This is a genomic window from Nocardiopsis sp. iso_186 (assembly GCF_056173365.1).
The window spans coordinates 4,449,523-4,467,435 of sequence record NZ_CM149670.1; the positions used below are offsets into that span (position 1 = coordinate 4,449,523).

Annotated in this window: 15 protein-coding genes; 6 read left to right on the forward strand and 9 right to left on the reverse strand. The window is 67.8% G+C overall.

The features are described from left to right. Positions 1-22: 22 nt before the first annotated feature. Entirely contained in the window at positions 23-490 is a 468-nt protein-coding gene (locus tag AC0VYP_RS19535; RefSeq protein ID WP_285757913.1) for a flavin reductase family protein, read from the forward strand. A 281-nt stretch (positions 491-771) separates the two neighbouring features. Here AC0VYP_RS19535 and AC0VYP_RS19540 read toward each other — a convergent pair whose 3' ends face one another. The 6 genes from AC0VYP_RS19540 to AC0VYP_RS19565 all read right to left on the reverse strand — a co-directional run bounded on the left by AC0VYP_RS19540 (position 772) and on the right by AC0VYP_RS19565 (position 5,969). Further along, positions 772-1,680, reverse strand: coding sequence for an ABC transporter substrate-binding protein (locus AC0VYP_RS19540; protein WP_475471147.1), 909 nt, complete (start codon positions 1,678-1,680; stop codon positions 772-774). Positions 1,681-1,720: 40 nt separating this feature from the next. Then, positions 1,721-2,395 (reverse strand): ABC transporter permease, encoded by a 675-nt coding sequence (locus AC0VYP_RS19545; protein ID WP_285757519.1) that lies wholly within the window; start codon positions 2,393-2,395, stop codon positions 1,721-1,723. Then, positions 2,392-3,147: an ABC transporter permease gene (locus AC0VYP_RS19550; protein ID WP_475471149.1), complete on the reverse strand. Its 756-nt coding sequence runs from the start codon at positions 3,145-3,147 to the stop codon at positions 2,392-2,394. The genes AC0VYP_RS19545 and AC0VYP_RS19550 overlap by 4 nt, the downstream gene beginning before the upstream one ends. After that, complete coding sequence (locus AC0VYP_RS19555; protein ID WP_475471151.1) at positions 3,140-4,294, reverse strand: ATP-binding cassette domain-containing protein; 1,155 nt, start codon at positions 4,292-4,294, stop codon at positions 3,140-3,142. The genes AC0VYP_RS19550 and AC0VYP_RS19555 overlap by 8 nt, the downstream gene beginning before the upstream one ends. Before the next feature lie 204 nt (positions 4,295-4,498). After that, on the reverse strand, positions 4,499-5,176 hold the full coding sequence (locus AC0VYP_RS19560; protein ID WP_475474299.1) for an HAD family hydrolase: 678 nt from the start codon (positions 5,174-5,176) through the stop codon (positions 4,499-4,501). 55 nt (positions 5,177-5,231) lie between these two features. After that, a complete protein-coding gene (locus AC0VYP_RS19565) occupies positions 5,232-5,969 on the reverse strand; it encodes an NUDIX hydrolase (RefSeq protein WP_475471153.1) in 738 nt (245 codons plus the stop codon). 146 nt (positions 5,970-6,115) lie between these two features. Here AC0VYP_RS19565 and nadA point away from each other — a divergent pair, with 146 nt between their 5' ends. Both nadA and AC0VYP_RS19575 read left to right on the forward strand, forming a co-directional pair. Continuing rightward, entirely contained in the window at positions 6,116-7,114 is a 999-nt protein-coding gene (gene nadA / locus AC0VYP_RS19570; protein WP_475471154.1) for a quinolinate synthase NadA, read from the forward strand. 245 nt (positions 7,115-7,359) lie between these two features. After that, positions 7,360-8,805 carry an RNA polymerase sigma factor gene (locus AC0VYP_RS19575; RefSeq protein ID WP_475471156.1) on the forward strand — a complete coding sequence of 482 codons (1,446 nt, stop codon included), beginning with the start codon at positions 7,360-7,362 and terminating at the stop codon, positions 8,803-8,805. A 24-nt stretch (positions 8,806-8,829) separates the two neighbouring features. On the opposite strand, the gene AC0VYP_RS19580 is transcribed toward AC0VYP_RS19575, so the two are convergent. Continuing rightward, a complete protein-coding gene (locus AC0VYP_RS19580; protein ID WP_475471158.1) occupies positions 8,830-9,684 on the reverse strand; it encodes a hypothetical protein in 855 nt (284 codons plus the stop codon). A 487-nt stretch (positions 9,685-10,171) separates the two neighbouring features. Here AC0VYP_RS19580 and AC0VYP_RS19585 point away from each other — a divergent pair, with 487 nt between their 5' ends. From AC0VYP_RS19585 to AC0VYP_RS19595, 3 genes are read left to right on the forward strand one after another with little or no spacing between them, the layout of a single operon-like run. Further along, complete coding sequence (locus AC0VYP_RS19585; protein ID WP_285757526.1) at positions 10,172-11,449, forward strand: glycosyltransferase family 4 protein; 1,278 nt, start codon at positions 10,172-10,174, stop codon at positions 11,447-11,449. 58 nt (positions 11,450-11,507) lie between these two features. After that, positions 11,508-12,236 carry a class I SAM-dependent methyltransferase gene (locus tag AC0VYP_RS19590; RefSeq protein WP_475474300.1) on the forward strand — a complete coding sequence of 243 codons (729 nt, stop codon included), beginning with the start codon at positions 11,508-11,510 and terminating at the stop codon, positions 12,234-12,236. Next, positions 12,233-13,309 carry a glucosidase family protein gene (locus tag AC0VYP_RS19595; protein WP_285757527.1) on the forward strand — a complete coding sequence of 359 codons (1,077 nt, stop codon included), beginning with the start codon at positions 12,233-12,235 and terminating at the stop codon, positions 13,307-13,309. The genes AC0VYP_RS19590 and AC0VYP_RS19595 overlap by 4 nt, the downstream gene beginning before the upstream one ends. A gap of 68 nt (positions 13,310-13,377) precedes the next feature. On the opposite strand, the gene AC0VYP_RS19600 is transcribed toward AC0VYP_RS19595, so the two are convergent. Continuing rightward, complete coding sequence (locus tag AC0VYP_RS19600) at positions 13,378-16,887, reverse strand: transglycosylase domain-containing protein (RefSeq protein ID WP_475471160.1); 3,510 nt, start codon at positions 16,885-16,887, stop codon at positions 13,378-13,380. Positions 16,888-17,265: 378 nt separating this feature from the next. After that, a complete protein-coding gene (locus AC0VYP_RS19605; protein WP_432707437.1) occupies positions 17,266-17,886 on the reverse strand; it encodes a class I SAM-dependent methyltransferase in 621 nt (206 codons plus the stop codon). Between the last annotated feature and the right edge of the window lie 27 nt (positions 17,887-17,913).

Consider the following 17,913-nt stretch of genomic DNA (forward strand, 5'->3'; position numbering starts at 1 on the left):
AACCACGGAGTTCACCGACGCGATGGGGCGGTTCGCCACCGGAGTCACAGTGGTGACCGTGGCCGACGGGCGAGACGACATCGGCAGCACCGTCAACGCGTTCGCCTCGGTCTCGGCCGATCCGCCGATGGTACTGGTGAGTGTCTCCACGGACAGCTACCTCACCGAGGTCATCGACCGGCAGGGTGGTTTCGCGGTGAACGTGCTCGGTTCTGCGCACCGGGCGATCGCGGGGCGTTTCTCTGCGGAGGGCCGGCCCAGTGCCCGACTGCTCCTGGCAGGGGAACCCCACCACCGCGGCACGCTCACCAACGCGCTCATCCTCGACGCGGCGATCGCAGCCGTGGAGTGCTCGGTGCATCAGCGGGTGGAAGCCGGCGACCACATCGTCTATCTGGCCCGGGTGCGGTCCCTGCCCGAGGTCGGTCGGACCGGTTCGGAGTCCAAGCCGCTGATCAGGTACAAGAGCCGGTATCACCATCTCGGATAAACAGGCATACCAGTGTGCGGCCAGATTATCGACGGTGCCACGGGGTCAGTACTTGCGGGAGGGTCCGCCTGCTAGCGCCTCGGCGCCAGGGTCTTGCCCCCGGGGCGGCTAGTTCACGCCGCCCCGGATCAGCGATCCAATGGAGGCATGGAAACAGCCTTCACCGTCCTCGGAGTTCTGGCCGTGGGACTGATCCTCGCCGCGATCCTGTAGCCGAGCACGCCGTCGCCGCCCGCACGTTCCACGTGCGGGCGGCGACGACCTCTGGTCATGGCCTTCGGCTAGAGAAGGCCCGCCGACTCGAGCCACTCGGCGGCGACCTCGTCGGGGTCCTCCTGGTCGATGCTCACACGCTGGTTGAGCTCCAGAAGCGTCTCGGTGGTGAGCTGCGCGGAAACCGCGTTGAGCGCTTCCCGGGCGGTCTCGTTCACGCTGGCGCTGTGGATCAGCGGGGTGACGTTCTGGGAGCCGAAGAGGTTCTCGGTGTCTTCCAGGACCACGAAGTCGTTGGCCACGATGACCGGGTCGGTGGTGAACAGGTTCGCCACCTGGATCTCGTCGTCCTTGAGCGCCTGCCAGACGATACCGATGTCCAGCGAACGGAACTCCTTGAATTCCAGGCCGTAACGGTCCTGCAGCCCCGGAACCCCCTGGGTCCGGGTCTCGAACTCGGGCGGACCGCCGAGGACGAGCTCGCCGGCGACGGGTTCGAGGTCGGCGATGCTGGTGAGCTCGTACTCGTCAGCAGTCGCGCGGCTGACCGAGAGGGAGTCCTTGTTCTCCGCCTCGGAGGAGTCGAGGATCTCCAGGCCGTCGGGGAGCTCCTCGGTGACGGCGGCGTTGGTGGCGTCGGTGTCACCGGAGGTCGCCCCGGGGTCGAGGTAGAACTGGATCGCCCCGTTGTATTCGGGGAAGACCGACAGGTTTCCCGAGGCGATCTGGTCGTAGTAGACCTCGCGGCTGCCGATGCCGAACTTGGTCTCCACCTCGATGTCCTTGGCTTCAAGGGCCTGGGCGTAGATGTTGCCGAGAAGCGTGCTCTCCGGGAAGTCCGCGGAGCCGACGACGACCGTACCGGCTTCGGGAGTGTCACCGTCCCCCTCTTCGAAGGGGTCGCTTCCGCCACCGCAGGCGGTCATGAGCATCAGGAGCGGAACGCCTGCGGCAGCCAGGCGGGTGAAAGTAGGCATGTGGTGGTGTCTCCTCAAGCGGGGATGGTGGTGGCGAAACTTATTTGGCCGCGGCCTGGCGTAGTCCTGGAGCGACCAGGAAGCGGCGCAGCAGATAGAACATCAGGGTGACGAGCACGGCCAGCGCAACGACGAGCAGGGAACCGCCGACCACCATGTCGAATTCGCGTCGGGCCTGTCCGTCCACGATGAACCGGCCCAGGCCACCGATTCCCACGTACGCGGCAATGGTTGCGGTGGACACCACTTGGATGGCGGCAGTACGCATTCCGAGCAGGATGAGCGGGAGCGCGACCGGCAGCTCCAGCTTGAGCAACACCTCGTGGCCGCGCATACCCATTCCCTGGGCCGCGTCTTTGAGCTGGGGATCGACGCCGCGCACCCCTTCATAGGTGTTGACGAGGATGGGGGGCACGGCCAGCGCCACGAGCGCGACCATGACAGGGGCGACGCCGATTCCCACCGCGATCACCACGAGCATGAGCACACCGATGGTGGGCAGTGCGCGCGCGAAGTTGGCGATGCTGGCGGTAAGGAACCCGCCGCGTCCGGTGTGGCCGGTCACCAGTCCGACCGGCACTCCGATGAGGGTAGCGAGGGCGAGCGCCTGCGCGGAGTACAGGACGTGCTGTCCGAGTCGCGTGGGAATTCCCGCTCCGCCGCTCCATTGGGCCGGGTCGCTGATCCAGAGCCAGAACTCAAGGAAAAGGTTCATGTGGCCTCCGCTCGCCGGGAACCGGTGTCGGTAGCGGGAGCGGTGGTTCCGGCGCCTGCTTCCCTACGGGCCGCGGACGTGCGCCGGGCAGCGCGTTCACTGCCTCTGGTCCACGGCGTGAGCAGACGCTGCATCAGCACCAGCAGTCCGTTGACCAGGAAGGCGAGCAGCACCGACAGAACGATTCCCACGATGATGGGAGTGGGGAACTGCCGTCGGAAACCGTCGGTGAGGATGAGCTGCCCGAGACCGCCGAGGCCCACCAGCGAGGCAACACTCACCATGCTGATGGTGGCCACGGCCGCAACCCGCAGTCCGGCGATCGCCACGGGAAGTGCGATGGGCAGTTCGACCTGGATGAGGCGGCGCAGCGGTGAGAAGCCCATGGCGATGGCGGCCTGGCGCACGTGTTGGGGCACCTGGTAGAGGCCGTCCACGACGTTGGGGACCAGGATCGCCAACGTGTAGAGCGAAAGCGGAATGATCGCGGTCCACTGGGTGAAACCGGTATAGGGAAGCAGCAGGAAGAACAGCGCGATCGAGGGCACCGCGTAGAGGATGTTCACACCGGTGAACACCGAGGGGTAGAGCCAGCGCCAGCGGGCGCAGACAACCCCGAGCGGAACGGCGATGAGGAGGCCGATGAGGATCGGCACCAGTGCCAGCTGGATGTGCTCCAGGAGGCGGGTGCCGACGGGGTCGTCCCAGTTGCGTGCGATCCAGTCCCAGCGGATCAGCGGCTGGTCACCCATCGGAACGCACCGGCTCGGCGGTGGGGGCCTCCTCGGCGCCCACCGACCAGATCGCGGAGCCCAACTCCGACTGGGCGACCACGCCGACCACGCGGCCGTCGGCGTCAACACCGACTGCGCGCCCCGCAGGAGAGAGCACTGCTGCGTCCAGAGCGGCCCGCAGGGAGTCGGTCTCGACGGTGAAGACGTGCCCGTAGTTGACCAGGTCGAGTGAACCCACCACGGTGCCGGGGTCCGCGGCCCCCAGGGTCTCGGTCGAGACCCAGCCACGCGGACCGCGCTCGCCGTTGACGACCAACAGCCACGGTTCCCCACTGCGCAGGGCCAGTTCCCTGGCCCGACCGGCCTGGACGTCGTCGCCCACGACCGTGTCGGTGCGGGGGGTGAGCAGCCTGGCCGGGAAGAACGACAGACGCCGAACGCCTCGGTCGTAACCGATAAAACCTTCGACGAAGGAGTTGACGGGGTTGGCGAGCAGACGCTCCGGGGTATCCAGCTGGGCCAGCTTGCCGCCCGGGCGGAAGACAGCAATGGAGTCGCCCAGCTTGACGGCTTCGTCGATGTCGTGGGTGACGAAGACGATGGTCTTGTGGAGTTCTGCCTGGAGGCGGATCAGTTCGTCCTGAAGGCTCGTCCGCACGACCGGGTTGACCGCGCTGAAGGGCTCGTCCATGAGCAGGACGGGCGGATCGGCTGCGAGCGCCCTTGCCACGCCGACCCGCTGCTGCTGTCCGCCGGAAAGCTGGTGCGGGTAGCGCTTGGCCTGCTCCGGTTGCAGGCCGACGAGCTCCATCAGCTCGCGGGCGCGCGCACGCGCGCGCGACTTTCCCCAGCCGAGCAGGAAGGGCACCGTCGCGATGTTGTCCACGATGGTGCGGTGCGGGAAGAGGCCCGCCTGCTGGATGACGTAGCCGATGGAACGCCGTAGAACAGCTGGATCTCGGTCCCGGATGTCTTGGCCCTCAACGGTGATCAGACCGGTGGTCGGCTCGACCATCCGGTTGATCATCCGCAAGGAAGTGGTCTTGCCGCACCCTGACGGGCCGACGAAGACGGTGGTGCGCCCGGCCGGGATCTCGATATCGAGGTCGTTGACGGCGATGGTGCCGTCGGGGTAGCGCTTAGTGATGCCCGTGAAGGTGATCATGACGCTTGTACGGGTCCTTCGGTAAGCAGCCGTTTTGTCATGGGCTCGCTCGTTCCCGCTGTTAGACGACTCAAACAACGCCAACCTACCAAAAACCTACCGGACCACTCGAGAATGACTCACCTGGAGATTCGTCCTCCCGCCCCGTCACGGTGGGTTCGGGACCCCGGCCACCCGTTGGAACACCATCGGCACGAAGGGTCCTCACCCGCGTGGGGCGCGCCCGCTCCCGCTCGGCTCGCCCGCGACCCATTCGGCCAACTGGGTCAGGTCGGAAACGACCACGTCGGCCTGTTCTGCGCCAAAGCGCTCGGCATGCAGATAACCCCACATCCCGCGGCGCAGGAGGGCTGCACGGAATCCGGCCGCCTTGGCGGGAAGCACATCGTTGTCGAGGCGATCGCCCACGTAGAGAATCTCCTCCGGGGCGTACCCGGACTCGGCCGCGACCCGCGCGAAGAACGCCGGGTCGGGCTTGGCGATTCCCCAGGCGTCGGAGACGTGAACGGCGTCCACCGGCAATCCCATCGCTTCAAGTGCGGGACCGGCCTGTACGGGCTGGTTTCCGGCGATGAGGATCTGGAGGCCCGCGGCGCGCAGGGCCGCGAGGGAGGTGCGGACATCAGGGTAGAGGTCATCCGCATCGAAGTCCTCGCGCAGGGAGCCGGGCTCGGCGCGCCGCCAGGCCTCGCTCTCCGCGTCCAGGTCGAAACCGGGCTTGACCAGCCGAAAGGCGTCGATCATCGGACGCCCCTCGGTGAGGACCCCGCCGAGGATCCCGAAGAAGGTCAGGTGGGGGACTTCGAGGCGGTCTGCCCAGCGGCCGAAGATCCTGGTCTCGTCGATCAGGGTCTCGCCGACGTCGAAAACTACGCTGCGGATCGTCACCAACCGGACGCTAACACAGTGCTCGTGGCGCCCTTCTCGGCAGTCGAGGCTAATCAGCGGGTGGCCGCAGGACCGCGAAGGCGTCGGTGATCTCCAGCGTCCGCGCACGAAATCTGAACAGCGCGGCAGGGCGCCCCCCTGAGCGGCCCGAGGGGACGCTCCGGCCGGTCTCCTCGATCTGCCCCCTGCGCAGCAGGACCCGTCGCAGGTTCGTGGCGGCCACATCATGGCCGAGCGCGGCGCGGTAGTAGCGCGAGAGCTGCGACATGGTGAACTCCGGCGGAGCGAGAGCGAACCCGATGTTGGTGTAGGAGAGCTTGGCGCGTAGCCGGCGTCGGGCGGAGTTGACCATGGCGGTGTGGTCGAAGGCCATCGGCAGTAGTTCGGACGCGAAGCACCATTCGGTGTCCGGGGGGACCACCGGATCAATTCCTGCGGGCACGAGCCCCAGGTAGGCGGTGGCCAGCGTGCGCGCGAAAGGATCGCGGTCGGGGTCGCCCCGGGTCTCCAACTGTTCCAGGTGGGAGAGGTCGCGCACGTTGACCTTCTGGGCGAGCTGTCGGCGAATGGACTCCCCCAGTCCTTCGAGCATCCCCAGACTTCCACCGGGCAGCGCCCACAGGCCCTCGCACGGAGGACGTCCGCGCCTCCACACCAGGACGCACAAGCGCCCTTCCCGAACCTGGAAGACGACCGCGAGCACTTCGTGGCCCACCCGGGGCGCCCCGGTGTGCGCCGCTGGGCCGAACCCGTCCGCGAACCGCTCTCCGGTTCCGTTGATATCCACCCCTGTTCCCTCCATCAGTCACCATGTTAGGCTGAATCGAGTTTTAGCCTGAAAGACAAAAACTAGATGTGACCACATCGGCACATCCGGGAATCCCCACCGCCCCGCAGCGGAAACGCCCCCGGTCAAAGGAAGAAGCACCCACTATGGCAACGGTCACCGTCGCTGAAGACGCGCAGACCAGGCAGGAATGGGCCGCGGAGGTTCGACGCCTCGCGGCCGAGCGGGACGCCGTCATCCTCGCGCACAACTACCAGCGCCCCGAGATTCAGGACGTCGCCCACTTCACCGGCGACTCCCTGGCCCTGTCCCGCCTGGCAGCCGAGGTCGAAGCGAGCACGATCGTCTTCTGCGGCGTGCACTTCATGGCCGAGACCGCCAAGATCCTGTCGCCGGAGAAGACGATCCTGCTGCCCGAACCCAAGGCAGGGTGCTCGCTGGCCGACACCGTCACAGCCGACGACGTGCGTGCCTGGCGCGGCGAGCATCCCGACGCAGTGGTCGTGGCCTACGTCAACACCACCGCCGCGGTGAAAGCGGAGACCGACGTGTGCTGCACCTCCTCCAACGCGGCCGACGTCATCCGCTCCATCCCCGAGGACAGGGAGATCCTGTTCCTGCCCGACCAATTCCTGGGTGCGCACGTCAAACGGGTGACCGGGCGCGACAACATCCGGATCTGGATGGGCGAGTGCCACGTGCACGCCGGGATCGACGGTCACACACTGCGCGCACGGGCCGAGGCAGAACCCGACGCCGAGCTTTACGTGCACCCCGAATGCGGCTGTGCGACATCGGCGCTGTACCTGGCGACCTCGGGTGCGGTTCCCGAGGAGCGGGTGAAGGTGCTGTCCACAGGCGGCATGCTGAGCGCGGCCGAGCAGACGACCGCGAACAAGGTGCTGGTCGCCACCGAGACCGGGATGCTGCACCAGTTGCGCGCCGCCAATCACACGACGGTCTTCGAGCCGGTGAACGCACGGGCGGAATGCCACTACATGAAGATGATCACCGCGGACAAGCTGTTGTGGGCACTGCGCAACGGCACCACCGAGATCCACGTGCCCGAAGAGATCGCGGCCAGGGCTCGCCAGTCCGTGGAACGAATGGTGGCGATCGGCTCGCCCTCGCGCGGCGGCGAATAGACACGGGCCACGAGGGGCCCGTCATGAAGGGGCCCGCCGGGCCGGCAGGCCGTACGGCGGGCCCCTTCATGACGGGTGGAGAGCCTTGGAAGAAGGCAACCCACCCGGTAAGGGAAAGCTTGCCGTTTGGACACAGATTGGAGAACCCAAAGGACAGCGATAGCCATAATCGCTAGCGTCTCGGACAACTCCGACTTTTCTGAAGCGAGTCGGCGGCAGCGTGGAAACGAATGGGTTGGGGGGGCGTGACTACGCAGCGAAGACCGGGACACCGGCACGACATCACCGATGACGGCGAGTTCGTCATACTCCTGCGCGAGGGCAGAGGACACGAACAGTGTTACGACACGTTCGCCCCCGCTCTCTACCGCTACTGCTGGATCATGCTCGGCCCATGCGGTGACGAGAGTGGTGATGCCCCGGGTGAGGCTGTTCGGGAGGCGTTCCTCGCAGCAGTGGAGCTACGCCCGCAGCTCCGCGACCGAGAAGCGTTCAAATCCTGGTTGTTCGCGTTGGCGCGCACCGCGTGTCAGCGACGTGGGTTCACCCGGCGCTCACCCTATGCCGCGCTGGCGGTGGTCCCCGCGGAGCGACCCATGGTGGAGGCCATGTCCCAGGTCCCGCCCAGCCATCGCGAACTACTCGAACTGAACCTGCGGCACGGGCTCACCTCCACAGAGATCGCGACGGTCCTGAGTCTGGACCCCGAGACGGTCAGCGAACTGTGCCGCTCAGCGCTCAGGCGCGTCACCGACCTGCTCTCCGAGCAGGAGCCGGTCGTGTCCGCGCACCGGGCGGCGGGTCCGCAACCCCTGACCGACATCGCCGGGACACTCATCGGAGTCGCTCTGCCCGGACCGCCCGCGGCTCTTCGCGCACGTGTGCTCGAAGAGTGCACCGCACAGGAGGCAGCCGCAGCGCGGCTGGAAGCCGCCGCGATCGTTCGACCGCTGAGGCCCGACGGATTTCCGCTGCATCGACCGCGCGGCCCGGTCGGCACCCTCGACATAACCGACGACTTCGTCGAAGACCTGGAGCAGGAGGAAGACCTCACCTCGGTCCGAAGCGACCGGACGACGACAGCCGATGTTCCTGCGCGCCGGACGGCCGAGCCCGTGGCCGAACTCGTCGCGGCCACTGGCAAGGAGCTGCCCGGCCCCCAGGGCGAGGACGATCGGCGCTCCCGCTGGCTGGTTCCCGCGGCGGCGGGAGTGGCAACCGCCGTTGTCGCATGCTCGCTGTGGGGTATGGGAGCGTTCCTACAGAACCGTCCCAGCAGCACGGTCGCCGACGGCCTCTTTCCGGGGGAACGGATCGAGGCACCGGTCGATCCGAGCGACACCACCGCAGAACCCCCGTCCGACCACAACCCCGGCCCTGCGCCGGCCACTGACGAACAGCTCGATCCCGCGCAGGTCGGGACCGCTGTGCCGGAGACGGCCTCCCCCGGCTCCCTCGTGCAGGAAACCGAGGCCGTGGAAGCCCCTGGGGAGCAGTCCCCCGGCTCTCCCGAGCAGCCCGCACCACCCGTCGAGCAACCGGGCCCGGAGCCGGAGCCGGCACCCGAACAACCGGAGCAGCCCGTGGTGATACCGCCGGTGGAGATTCCCGACGAGCAGCCGCCGGGGCGCACCAACGTCGTCACCGAACTGGTCGGCGGCGTTCTCGGCCTTCTCGGCCTCGGCGCGTAGGCGGTGCGACCCCGATGCCCCGCATCAGGTGGGGTAGGCGACCGAGCACTCCCCCTGAGGGAACTCACTCCCCAGGTCATAGGGGTTGACCACTGCCCCGCCCCTGCCGGGGCCGTCCGTTTTTAGATCCGTCGGGAAGAGCGGGACGAGATAGCTGTCGTCATCGAGGTCGCAGTGCACGGGGGTCGCGCTGTTGGCGAGGCTGAAGGTCCGCAGCCGAACGTCCGGCTCGGCCACCGGGTCAACGGAGAAGACAAAGGTCCCCTCGGCTCCGATGACCAACCGGGTGGAGGCAGACTCATCCGGCTTGGCGATCGGATAGACGAAGTTGTAACGAACGGCGACCTCGATGAGGTCGTCAACGCGACTGTCCGACTTCCGCACCGTCGTCTCCCCCAGAGCCCGGACCTGTGTTCCGATGAGTTCGGCGCTTCCGGGGGCGAGGTTGAGCACGACGGCCCGGGTGCTGTTCTCGCCTTCTGCGTCGAGTCCGTCCTCGAACCAGGAAAGGAGTTCCGGTTCGAGTATTTCCTGGAAGGCCGAGTTGTCACCGTCGAAGACTGCTTCCGGGGTGAGATAGACCGCTGTGAGCAGTTCCTCGGTGGCCGTCAGGGCCGCGTCAACCCGGGACTGCTCGACTCCATGCAGGACGGCGTCAACGGGGCCCCTGCTGATCGCCTCGGCCGCGAGCGGATAGTCCGCGGCGGGTGAATCCCCGAAAGGGTCTGCCGGATCGATCGCGTATTCGGGGCCCTGTTCCCGAACGAGAAAGGTCAGCGGGTCCAACGCCGTGCACCCGGGGACGGTGAAGGCCAAAGAGGTGGCGACCATGGCGAAAGCGGTACGCCCCGGGGTGACAGGGGCGGTGAACAGCGTCATGGCGGAGCTTCCTCTGCAAACAGTGCGGTCGTGACCGGGCAGCAGGGCGACACGGTTCACCGGGGAGCGGCCCGGGCGAGCAACCCGCGGCAGGAACACGTTAACCATCCGGAACGGGAATCCCAACAGGAAACCGCGTCCGCCGGAGAACCTCGGCCCGAACACGCGGTCGTCATGACGGGGCCCGCCCTGAACGTCGGGCTGCTGCCGCCCGGGCAGGCGTCGCCTCATCGACGACCGGACGTTGTTCGTTCACCGCCCGTTCGCCGCAGAAAGGCGGGTACTAAACTGGCTGGTAACGTCTGGGGCGTGTGACAAACGAGGTGATCCGTTGACTCTGCCGGAAAGAGTGGTGTCCCATCCGGCTCTGCCTTCCCACCGCCCTGAGACCCTTCCGGTCGCCCTCACCACCCCGTTCTACTCCGCTATCGCCACCGTGCCGACGCGTCGGCCGCCGCGGCCTCGCCTGTGATGGGTTGTCAACGACATGTCTCTTGACCGTCCCCTGCGTATCGCCCTGCTCTCCTACCGCAGCAAACCGCACTGCGGCGGCCAGGGCGTCTACGTCCGGCACCTCTCGCGGGAACTCACCGCTCTGGGACACGATGTACGGGTGCTGTCCGGACAGCCCTACCCCGAACTCGACGACGGCGTCACGCTGGAAAAAATCCCCAGTCTGGACCTCTACAACGATGCCGACCCGTTCAAAGCCCCGCCGCTGAGGCAATGGCGCGGCTGGATCGACGCCCTCGAAGTCTCGACCATGTGGACTGCGGGCTTTCCCGAGCCGCTGACCTTCTCCCTCAGGGCGCTGCGTGAACTTCGCTCCCGACGCGGCGAGTTCGATGTGGTGCACGACAACCAGACCCTGGGATATGGCCAACTCGGCATCCAGGCGCACGGTTTCCCGCTGGTCACGACCATCCACCACCCGATCACCGTCGATCGCCGCATCGAGGTCGAGGACGCCACCGGCTGGCAGCGACTGTCCAAGCGCCGTTGGTACAGCTTCGTGGGGATGCAGGGCAGGGTCGCCCGGCGGCTTCGCACCATCCTGGTGCCCTCACAGTCCTCTGCCGATGACATCGTGCGCGAGTTCGGTGTGCGTCGCAGCGTGATCGACGTAGTGCCTTTGGGGGTCGACACCCGTTTCTTCCATCCCCGCCCCGATGTTGCCCGGGTTCCCGGACGGATCGTCTGTGTGGCCAGTGCCGACAGCCCGCTCAAAGGGGTCCCCACGCTACTGCGTGCCGCGGCCAAGCTGGCCACCGAACGCGACGTGTCCCTGACGATCGTCAGCCGCCCCAAACCGGGCGGCCCGACCGACCGGCTCGTGGACGAGTTGACCCTGCGCGACCGCGTCACCTTCGTCAGCGGCATCGACGACACCGAACTGGCCCGGCTGTTGTCCAGCGCCCAGATCGTGGTGATTCCTTCCCTCTACGAGGGATTCTCCCTGCCCGCGGTGGAGGCCATGGCTGCAGGCACCCCATTGCTGGCCAGCCGGGCCGGCGCTCTGCCCGAGGTAGTGGGTGAGGACGGCGACGCCGGCCGGCTGATCGCTCCGGGCGATCCCGAGGAAATGGCCGCAGCGATCGCCGACCTTCTCGACGACGATGCCGCACGCGCCCGGATGGGCGCCGCCGCCTGGCAACGCGTCCAGGAACGGTTCACCTGGCGGGCGGTCGCCGAAGCGACCGCTCTGCGCTACATCGAAGCCATCGACGCCGCGCAGTCACGTCCCGGCCGGCCCGGCCCTCCCTGACTCGCACCGCCCGCTCTCCCGCACACCGGTGCGAGCACAGACCGCTAAGGAGCCTGCACTGATCACCGTCAACTTCACCCTGTTCCCCGTCGGGCCCGGCAACCGCGTGCTGGACCTGGGCTGCGGCGGTGGCAGACACGCGTTCGAGATCTACCGGCGGGGCGCCGACGTGGTGGCCTTCGACCAGAACGAGAACGATCTCGCCGACGTCGCCACCATGTTCACCGCGATGCGCTCCGAAGGGGAGGCTCCCGGAGGGGCCGAGGCCGAGACGGTCAAGGGCGACGCCCTGGACATGCCCTTCGACGACGCGTCTTTCGATCGGGTGGTAGCCGCCGAGATCATGGAGCACATCCCGCATGACACGGCAGCCATGGCCGAGCTGTACCGGGTGCTCAAGCCCGGCGGGATCGCCGCGGTCACGGTTCCGAGCTGGCTGCCCGAGCGAATCTGCTGGGCGCTCTCGGAGGAGTACCACACCAACGAAGGCGGTCACATTCGGATCTACACCCGCGCCGAGCTGGAGGCCAAACTCAAGGCCACCGGATTCGAGATCGGTCCGCACCACCACGCCCACGCTCTGCACGCGCCGTACTGGTGGATCAAGTGCGCGGTGGGCACCGACAACGACACGCATCCGCTGGCCAGCGCCTACCACCGGATGCTGGTGTGGGACATGTTCACGGCCCCCCGGGTCACCCGGATCGCCGAGCGCCTGCTCAACCCCTTGATCGGTAAGAGCGTTGTCGTCTACCTGCGAAAGCCCCGTGGCGAGGGCGCCGGATGATCCGAAGCGACCTTCCCGAACTCCCCGGCGTCCTGTCGGGCGACGAGATTGCGCAGAGTGCCCGCTACCTCCTCGACTGCCAGGAGCACTCGGGCGCGATCCCGTGGTTTCGCGGCGGGCATCTCGACGCCTGGGACCACGTGGAGTGCGCGATGGCCCTCTCGGCGACCGGCCACCGGGATGCGGCCGCACGCGCCTACGACTGGTTGGCCGACGTCCAGGACGCGGACGGCGCGTGGCCGGCCAGAATGCGCCAGGGACGGGTCGCCGACCCGATCCGCGAACCGAACCACGCTGCCTATCTGGCGGTGGGGGTCTGGCACCATGTCCTGGTCACGGGCGACGACGCGTTCGCCCGACGGCTGTGGCCGGCGGTGCGCCGCGCCGTCGATTTCGTGCTCGGACTGCGCACCGAGCGCGGCGAGATCCGTTGGGCACGCGACCCGGACGGTTCCGCGGGTGACCATGCCCTGCTCACCGGGTGCGCAAGCATTCACCAAGGACTGCGCTGCGCGGTGGCACTGGCCGAACATCTGGGGCGGCCCCAGCCCGACTGGGAACTGGCCGCCGCCCAACTGGGCCACCTGGTGTGCGAGCACGAGTCGGTGTTCGCCGATCGGTCCCGTTATTCGATGGACTGGTACTACCCGATCCTCGGCGGCGCGATGCGCGGCGAACGGGCACGGGACCGCGTGGCAGAGCGCTGGGACACCTTCGTCGTCCCGGAACTGGGCATCCGCTGCGTGAGCGACCAGCCCTGGGTGACCGGGGCCGAATCCTCCGAGCTGGTGTTGTCCCTGGCTGCAATCGGTGAGACGGACCGGGGCGTGGAGGTGCTGTCGTGGATCCAGCACCTGCGCGACCCCGACGACGGTGCCTACTGGACCGGCTACCAGTTCGCCGAACAGGTGCGCTGGCCGGTGGAACGCAGCACCTGGACGGCGGCTGCGGTGATCCTGGCCGCGGATGCGCTGTGCGGGGCGACCCCGGGTTCCCGGGTGTTCACCGACCTGCCCGTGGAGACCGCCCCCGTCGATCCGGCACACTGCGGGTGCACCTCTCTCGTGGGTTGAGGCCCCGTAGTGACGGCGAAGGCCGGTTTCCCCTCCGAGAGGGGAAACCGGCCTTCGCCGTCAGGACCTCACCCGATGGGGAAGCCGCCTCCGGTGTCCTCGCCCGGAGGCCCGTTCGGGTCGGGATCGCTCGGGGCCGGATCGACGGGCGGCTGATCCGTCGAGGGGTCGTTGACCGGTGGCTCATCGGTCGGCGGAGCGTCGGCGTCGGGATCGCTCGGGGCCGGATCGACGGGCGGCTGATCCGTCGAGGGGTCGTCGGCGGGGACCTCCTCCTGGGGAGGCGGCGCCGGCGCGTAGTTCTCCGAACTCCCGCCGTAGACGGGCTGGGGGAAGTCCGCGTACTCGCCATAGGCGCTGGCTGCGGCCTTCTCCATGAAGTCACGCCAGATGATCGAAGGCAGGCCGCCACTGGACATCTCGCCCCAGCCAGGCACCACAGCGGTTTGGTTGTTGCCGTTGTAGACACCGGAGGCCGCCGCGAGATTGGGCGTGTACCCGACGAACCAGGCTGCGACACTGTCGCTGGTGGTACCGGTCTTGCCCGCCGCGGGACGCGAGATGGCGGCGTTGGTCCCGGTGCCCGACGTGACCACGTTGCGCATCGCGTACGTGGCATCGGCGGCCTCGCCCTCGGTGAGGACCCGGTTGCTTTCGATCTCCGGGCGCTCTTCCTCTCCCTCGCGGTTGGTGATCGAGCGGATGACGTGCGTCTCGATGTGCTCGCCGCCGTTAGCGAAGGTCGCATAGGCACCGGCCTGGTCGGTGGGGCTGACGCTGTTCACCCCCAGGGGCATGACCGGGACCAGGTGGTCGTCCAGGCTCCCCTCGGGCAGGCCCATCTCGTAGGCGGTGTCGGCGACCTTCTGCAGGCCGACCCGGTCGGCGAGATCGATGAACCCCAGGTTGTTGGAGACCGTGGTGGCCTGGACGAGGTTCATCGGCCCGCCGGGGGCGTTGCCGGCGTTCTGCACACGCGAACCGGCGATCATCTGGGGACCGCTGCCGTCCACGACGGTGTTGATGCCCATCCCGTTCTTCAGGGCCGCTGCAAGTACGAACGGCTTGAAGGAGGATCCGGCCTGGGCGGTGCCCAGGAAGGCGCTGTCGTACTGGTTCTTCTCGTAGTCGGAACCGCCGTAGAAGGCGACGACCTCACCGGTTGCGGGGTTGACCGCGCTCAATCCGATCCGGACCTCCTCGGGGAGGTCGTTGACGTTGACGTTGTCCTCGACCGCCTCTTTGGCGGCGGCCATCAGGTCCTTGTCGAAGGTCGTGGTGATCGTGAAACCACCGCGGTTGATGTTGTCCTCGGTGTAACCGAGGGCCTCGAGTTCCTTCATGGCCTGCTGGAACATGTAGCCGTTGTAGCCGCTGAGGTCCATACCCGTCATGGGCCGTTCCTTCTCGGGCTTGGGGAACTCGTAGCCGGCGGCTTCGGCCGGGGTGATGGACTCCATCGTCACGAGGCCGTTGACGACGTACTGCCAGCGGTTCTCCATGTCCGGAGTGGTGTCGGAGTCGGCGAAGCCGAACCTGGTGGGCTGCTGGATGGCAGCGGCCAGGAACGCGGCCTCGTCGGGAGTGAGGTCGCCGACGTCCTTGTGGTAGTACGCCTCCGCCGCCGCTTGGATGCCGTAGGCGTTGCGACCGAAGTAGATGGTGTTGAGGTACTGCTCCAGCACCCACGCCTTGCTCTTGGACTTGTCCACCTTCAAGGAGATGACGATCTCCTTGAGCTTGCGATCGATGGACTGCTCCTGGCTGAGGCCCTCGTAGTAGTTGCGCACCATCTGCTGGGTGATGGTGGAACCGCCCTGGACCTGGTTTCCGCTGACCGTTGACCACACGGCACGGGCGGTCCCGGTGAAGGAGACTCCGGGCTCGGTCCAGAATCCGCGGTCCTCGGCGGAGAGGATGGCGTTCTGGACGTGCTCGGGCACCTCGTCCAGTTCCACCGGGTCGCGGTTGACCCCACGTTTGGCGATCACCGAACCGTCTGCGTAGGTGATGGTGGACCCCTCGGCGACCGCGTCGGCCTGGGTGGCGTCGGGTACGTCGATCGTGGTGAAGGCGTAGGCGAAACCGCCCGCGACCAGCAGGCAGATAAACAGCGCGGCGATCAGTCCGACACGAGTGATCCGCCACCACAGCGGTTTTTTCTTCTTGTCCTTCTTGTTCTTCGGGTCCTTGCCCGGCGCTCCCTTGGGACCGGTCGCGTCTTCGCGGCCTTCGGGGCCGTTGCCCGCTCCGCCCGTGCCATCGGCGGCAGCCGTCTGTTCGGGCTCGCGATCGACAGCGGCTGACGTCTGCGCGCCCACCGTTTCGAACCCGCGGGTCGCCGCGACGTCAGCCGTGGGCTGGGCAGCGGCGTCGTCCCCGTTTGCACGGGCCGTCTCGGGCTGTCTGGTGGAGTAGACCGCGGCAGCGAGTCCGGTCTTCTTGGCCGGTGGTGTGTCGGCTGTCCGTTCGGGGGGCGGCTCGGAAGCCGCGGCCTCGTCCGTCCCGGCGGGATCTCCGGCCGTGGGCTGCCCTGCGGGATCGCGGGTCGCAGCGCCCTCGTCGGTCTCGCCCGAACCCGCGCGAACGGAAGTGCCCGCCTCTGCGCCGGCGGGAGTGGACTCGACGTTCGCTGTCGGGGCGGGAGCCGCCTTGCCCAAGTTGTAGTGGTAGCGCGCCGGGGGCCGCTGCTCGTCAGCGCCGTCGGAGGCGTCCTCGGTCTCAGGAGCCTGGTTCGCGGAGGCCCGATCCGCGGAGGTCATGGCTCCCGCGGCGAGTCCGACACCGGCTATCGCGGCACCGGTCGCAGCGGTGTCCGCGGCGGCGGAGCCCGCGGCAGCGGATTCCGCTGTTGCGTCGGCGTCGGCGTCGTCGTCGGTTGCGCGCGGGCTCTCGGAACGGGCGGAGTGCTCGGGGTCGTCGGCGTCGTCGAAGACAGGGGTGAACTCGGCCGTGCCCTCCGGGTCCCACTCCTGTGCCGGTTCCGCGGACGCGGCGGACGGTGAATCATCGTCGTCATCGTCGTCGAAGACCGGCCGGAACTCGGCGGTGCCTTCCGGGTCCCAGTTCTCGTCATCGGAACGCTCGGCGGCCGTGGCAGGAGTCGCTGCCCCACCGTCGGTCTTCGCGGAGGAAGCCTCGTCGGTCCGCTCGACAACGGCGTCGGTTTCCGCGGCCGACTGTTCGTCGCCCTCCACAGCCCCGGGCGTACCGGTCCTGTTGACGGAGCCGTCCTCGTTCAGGCTGAGCCCGTACTGGTCGGCCAGGTTGCGGGCCACCGTGTCCCGGAAGAAACTTCCGCTGTCCTTGAAGGCGCTGGCCGCAAGATAGGGCGACTCCTCACCCTCCTGCGCGCCGTCCGAGCCGGCGAACCAGCCGAAGTCGCCGTCGCCGTCAGGTGCGTCCGACCGGGTCGTCAACTGCGGCTCTGCGTCGTTCGCACCCGGGGCATCGCGGTCGGCGGCCTCCGTCTCGTCCGACACGGTGCCGTGGTCGGCATCATCGGTGTCGGCTGGGCTGGGTCGCTGATCGAAACCGTCAGCAGGACGGTCATCGGGGTCGGGGTGCTTGGGATCCACGTCACTCGTCGTCGAAGAAGGTGTACCGGTGTCTGGTGTCTGGGCCTCGGGGTGCGGCTCGCTCCCGCCAACGCCTTTGCTACTGTCGCTCAGTTCTTCCGCCCCCTGAAGTCTTCGCTCCCCACCATCGGGCGCTAACGCGTAGGACGCGCAGATACACCCATTCGGTTCACGAAAAAGTGTGAGATTCGGGATGGCGCCAGCGGGGGTCCGCCTGATCCCTGTCGCACCACGATACCCGGCCTGGCCGACGATCCTGTCGGCCCGGCACCGGCTATGACCTGGCTCTAACAGGACTCTTATATTCGGCCCCGTGTTCTCGGGGCGGCTCCGATCACTGGTTTCGCCACCCCTAGCAGGGCAGAGGCGTGAAGACGGTCAGCGTTGGCGGCGCAGTACGCGCAGTGATCCCTTCACAGCAATCTCAGCGAACTCCCCGGAGTCCAGCGCACGCCGATAGACGTTGTAGGGCGGCCGTCCGCCGTCGGCCGGATCGGGGAACACGTCATGGATCACCAGCGCCCCTCCGACGCACACGTGCGGGCTCCAGCCTTCGTAGTCGGCCTGGGCGGCCTCCTCGGTGTGCCCGCCGTCGATGAAGAGCATCCCCAAAGGTGCTCGCCACAGCCGGGCGACGGCTGCGGAGCGCCCCACCACCGCCAGCACCTCGTCGTCGAGCCCGGCGTCCGCCATGGTCGCCCGAAAGGTTCCCAGGGTGTCGAGTCTTCCGGTGGCCGGATCGACCATGCTGGTGTCGTGGTACTCCCAGCCGGGCTGGTGCTCCTCGGATCCGCGGTGGTGGTCCACCGTGATCACCGTCGATCCGGTGGCCCGCGCGGCGGCGCCCAGGTACACGGTGGACTTGCCGCAGTAGCTGCCGATCTCCAGGACCGGACCGAGGGGGGCATGGTCCAGTGCCGCGCGGTAAAGGGCGAGGCCCTCGTCGGCAGGCATGAAACCCTTGGCGCTCTCTGCGACACGCAGCAGCTCAGGAGGCATGGAAACGCTCACGTGGGGCCTTTCGTC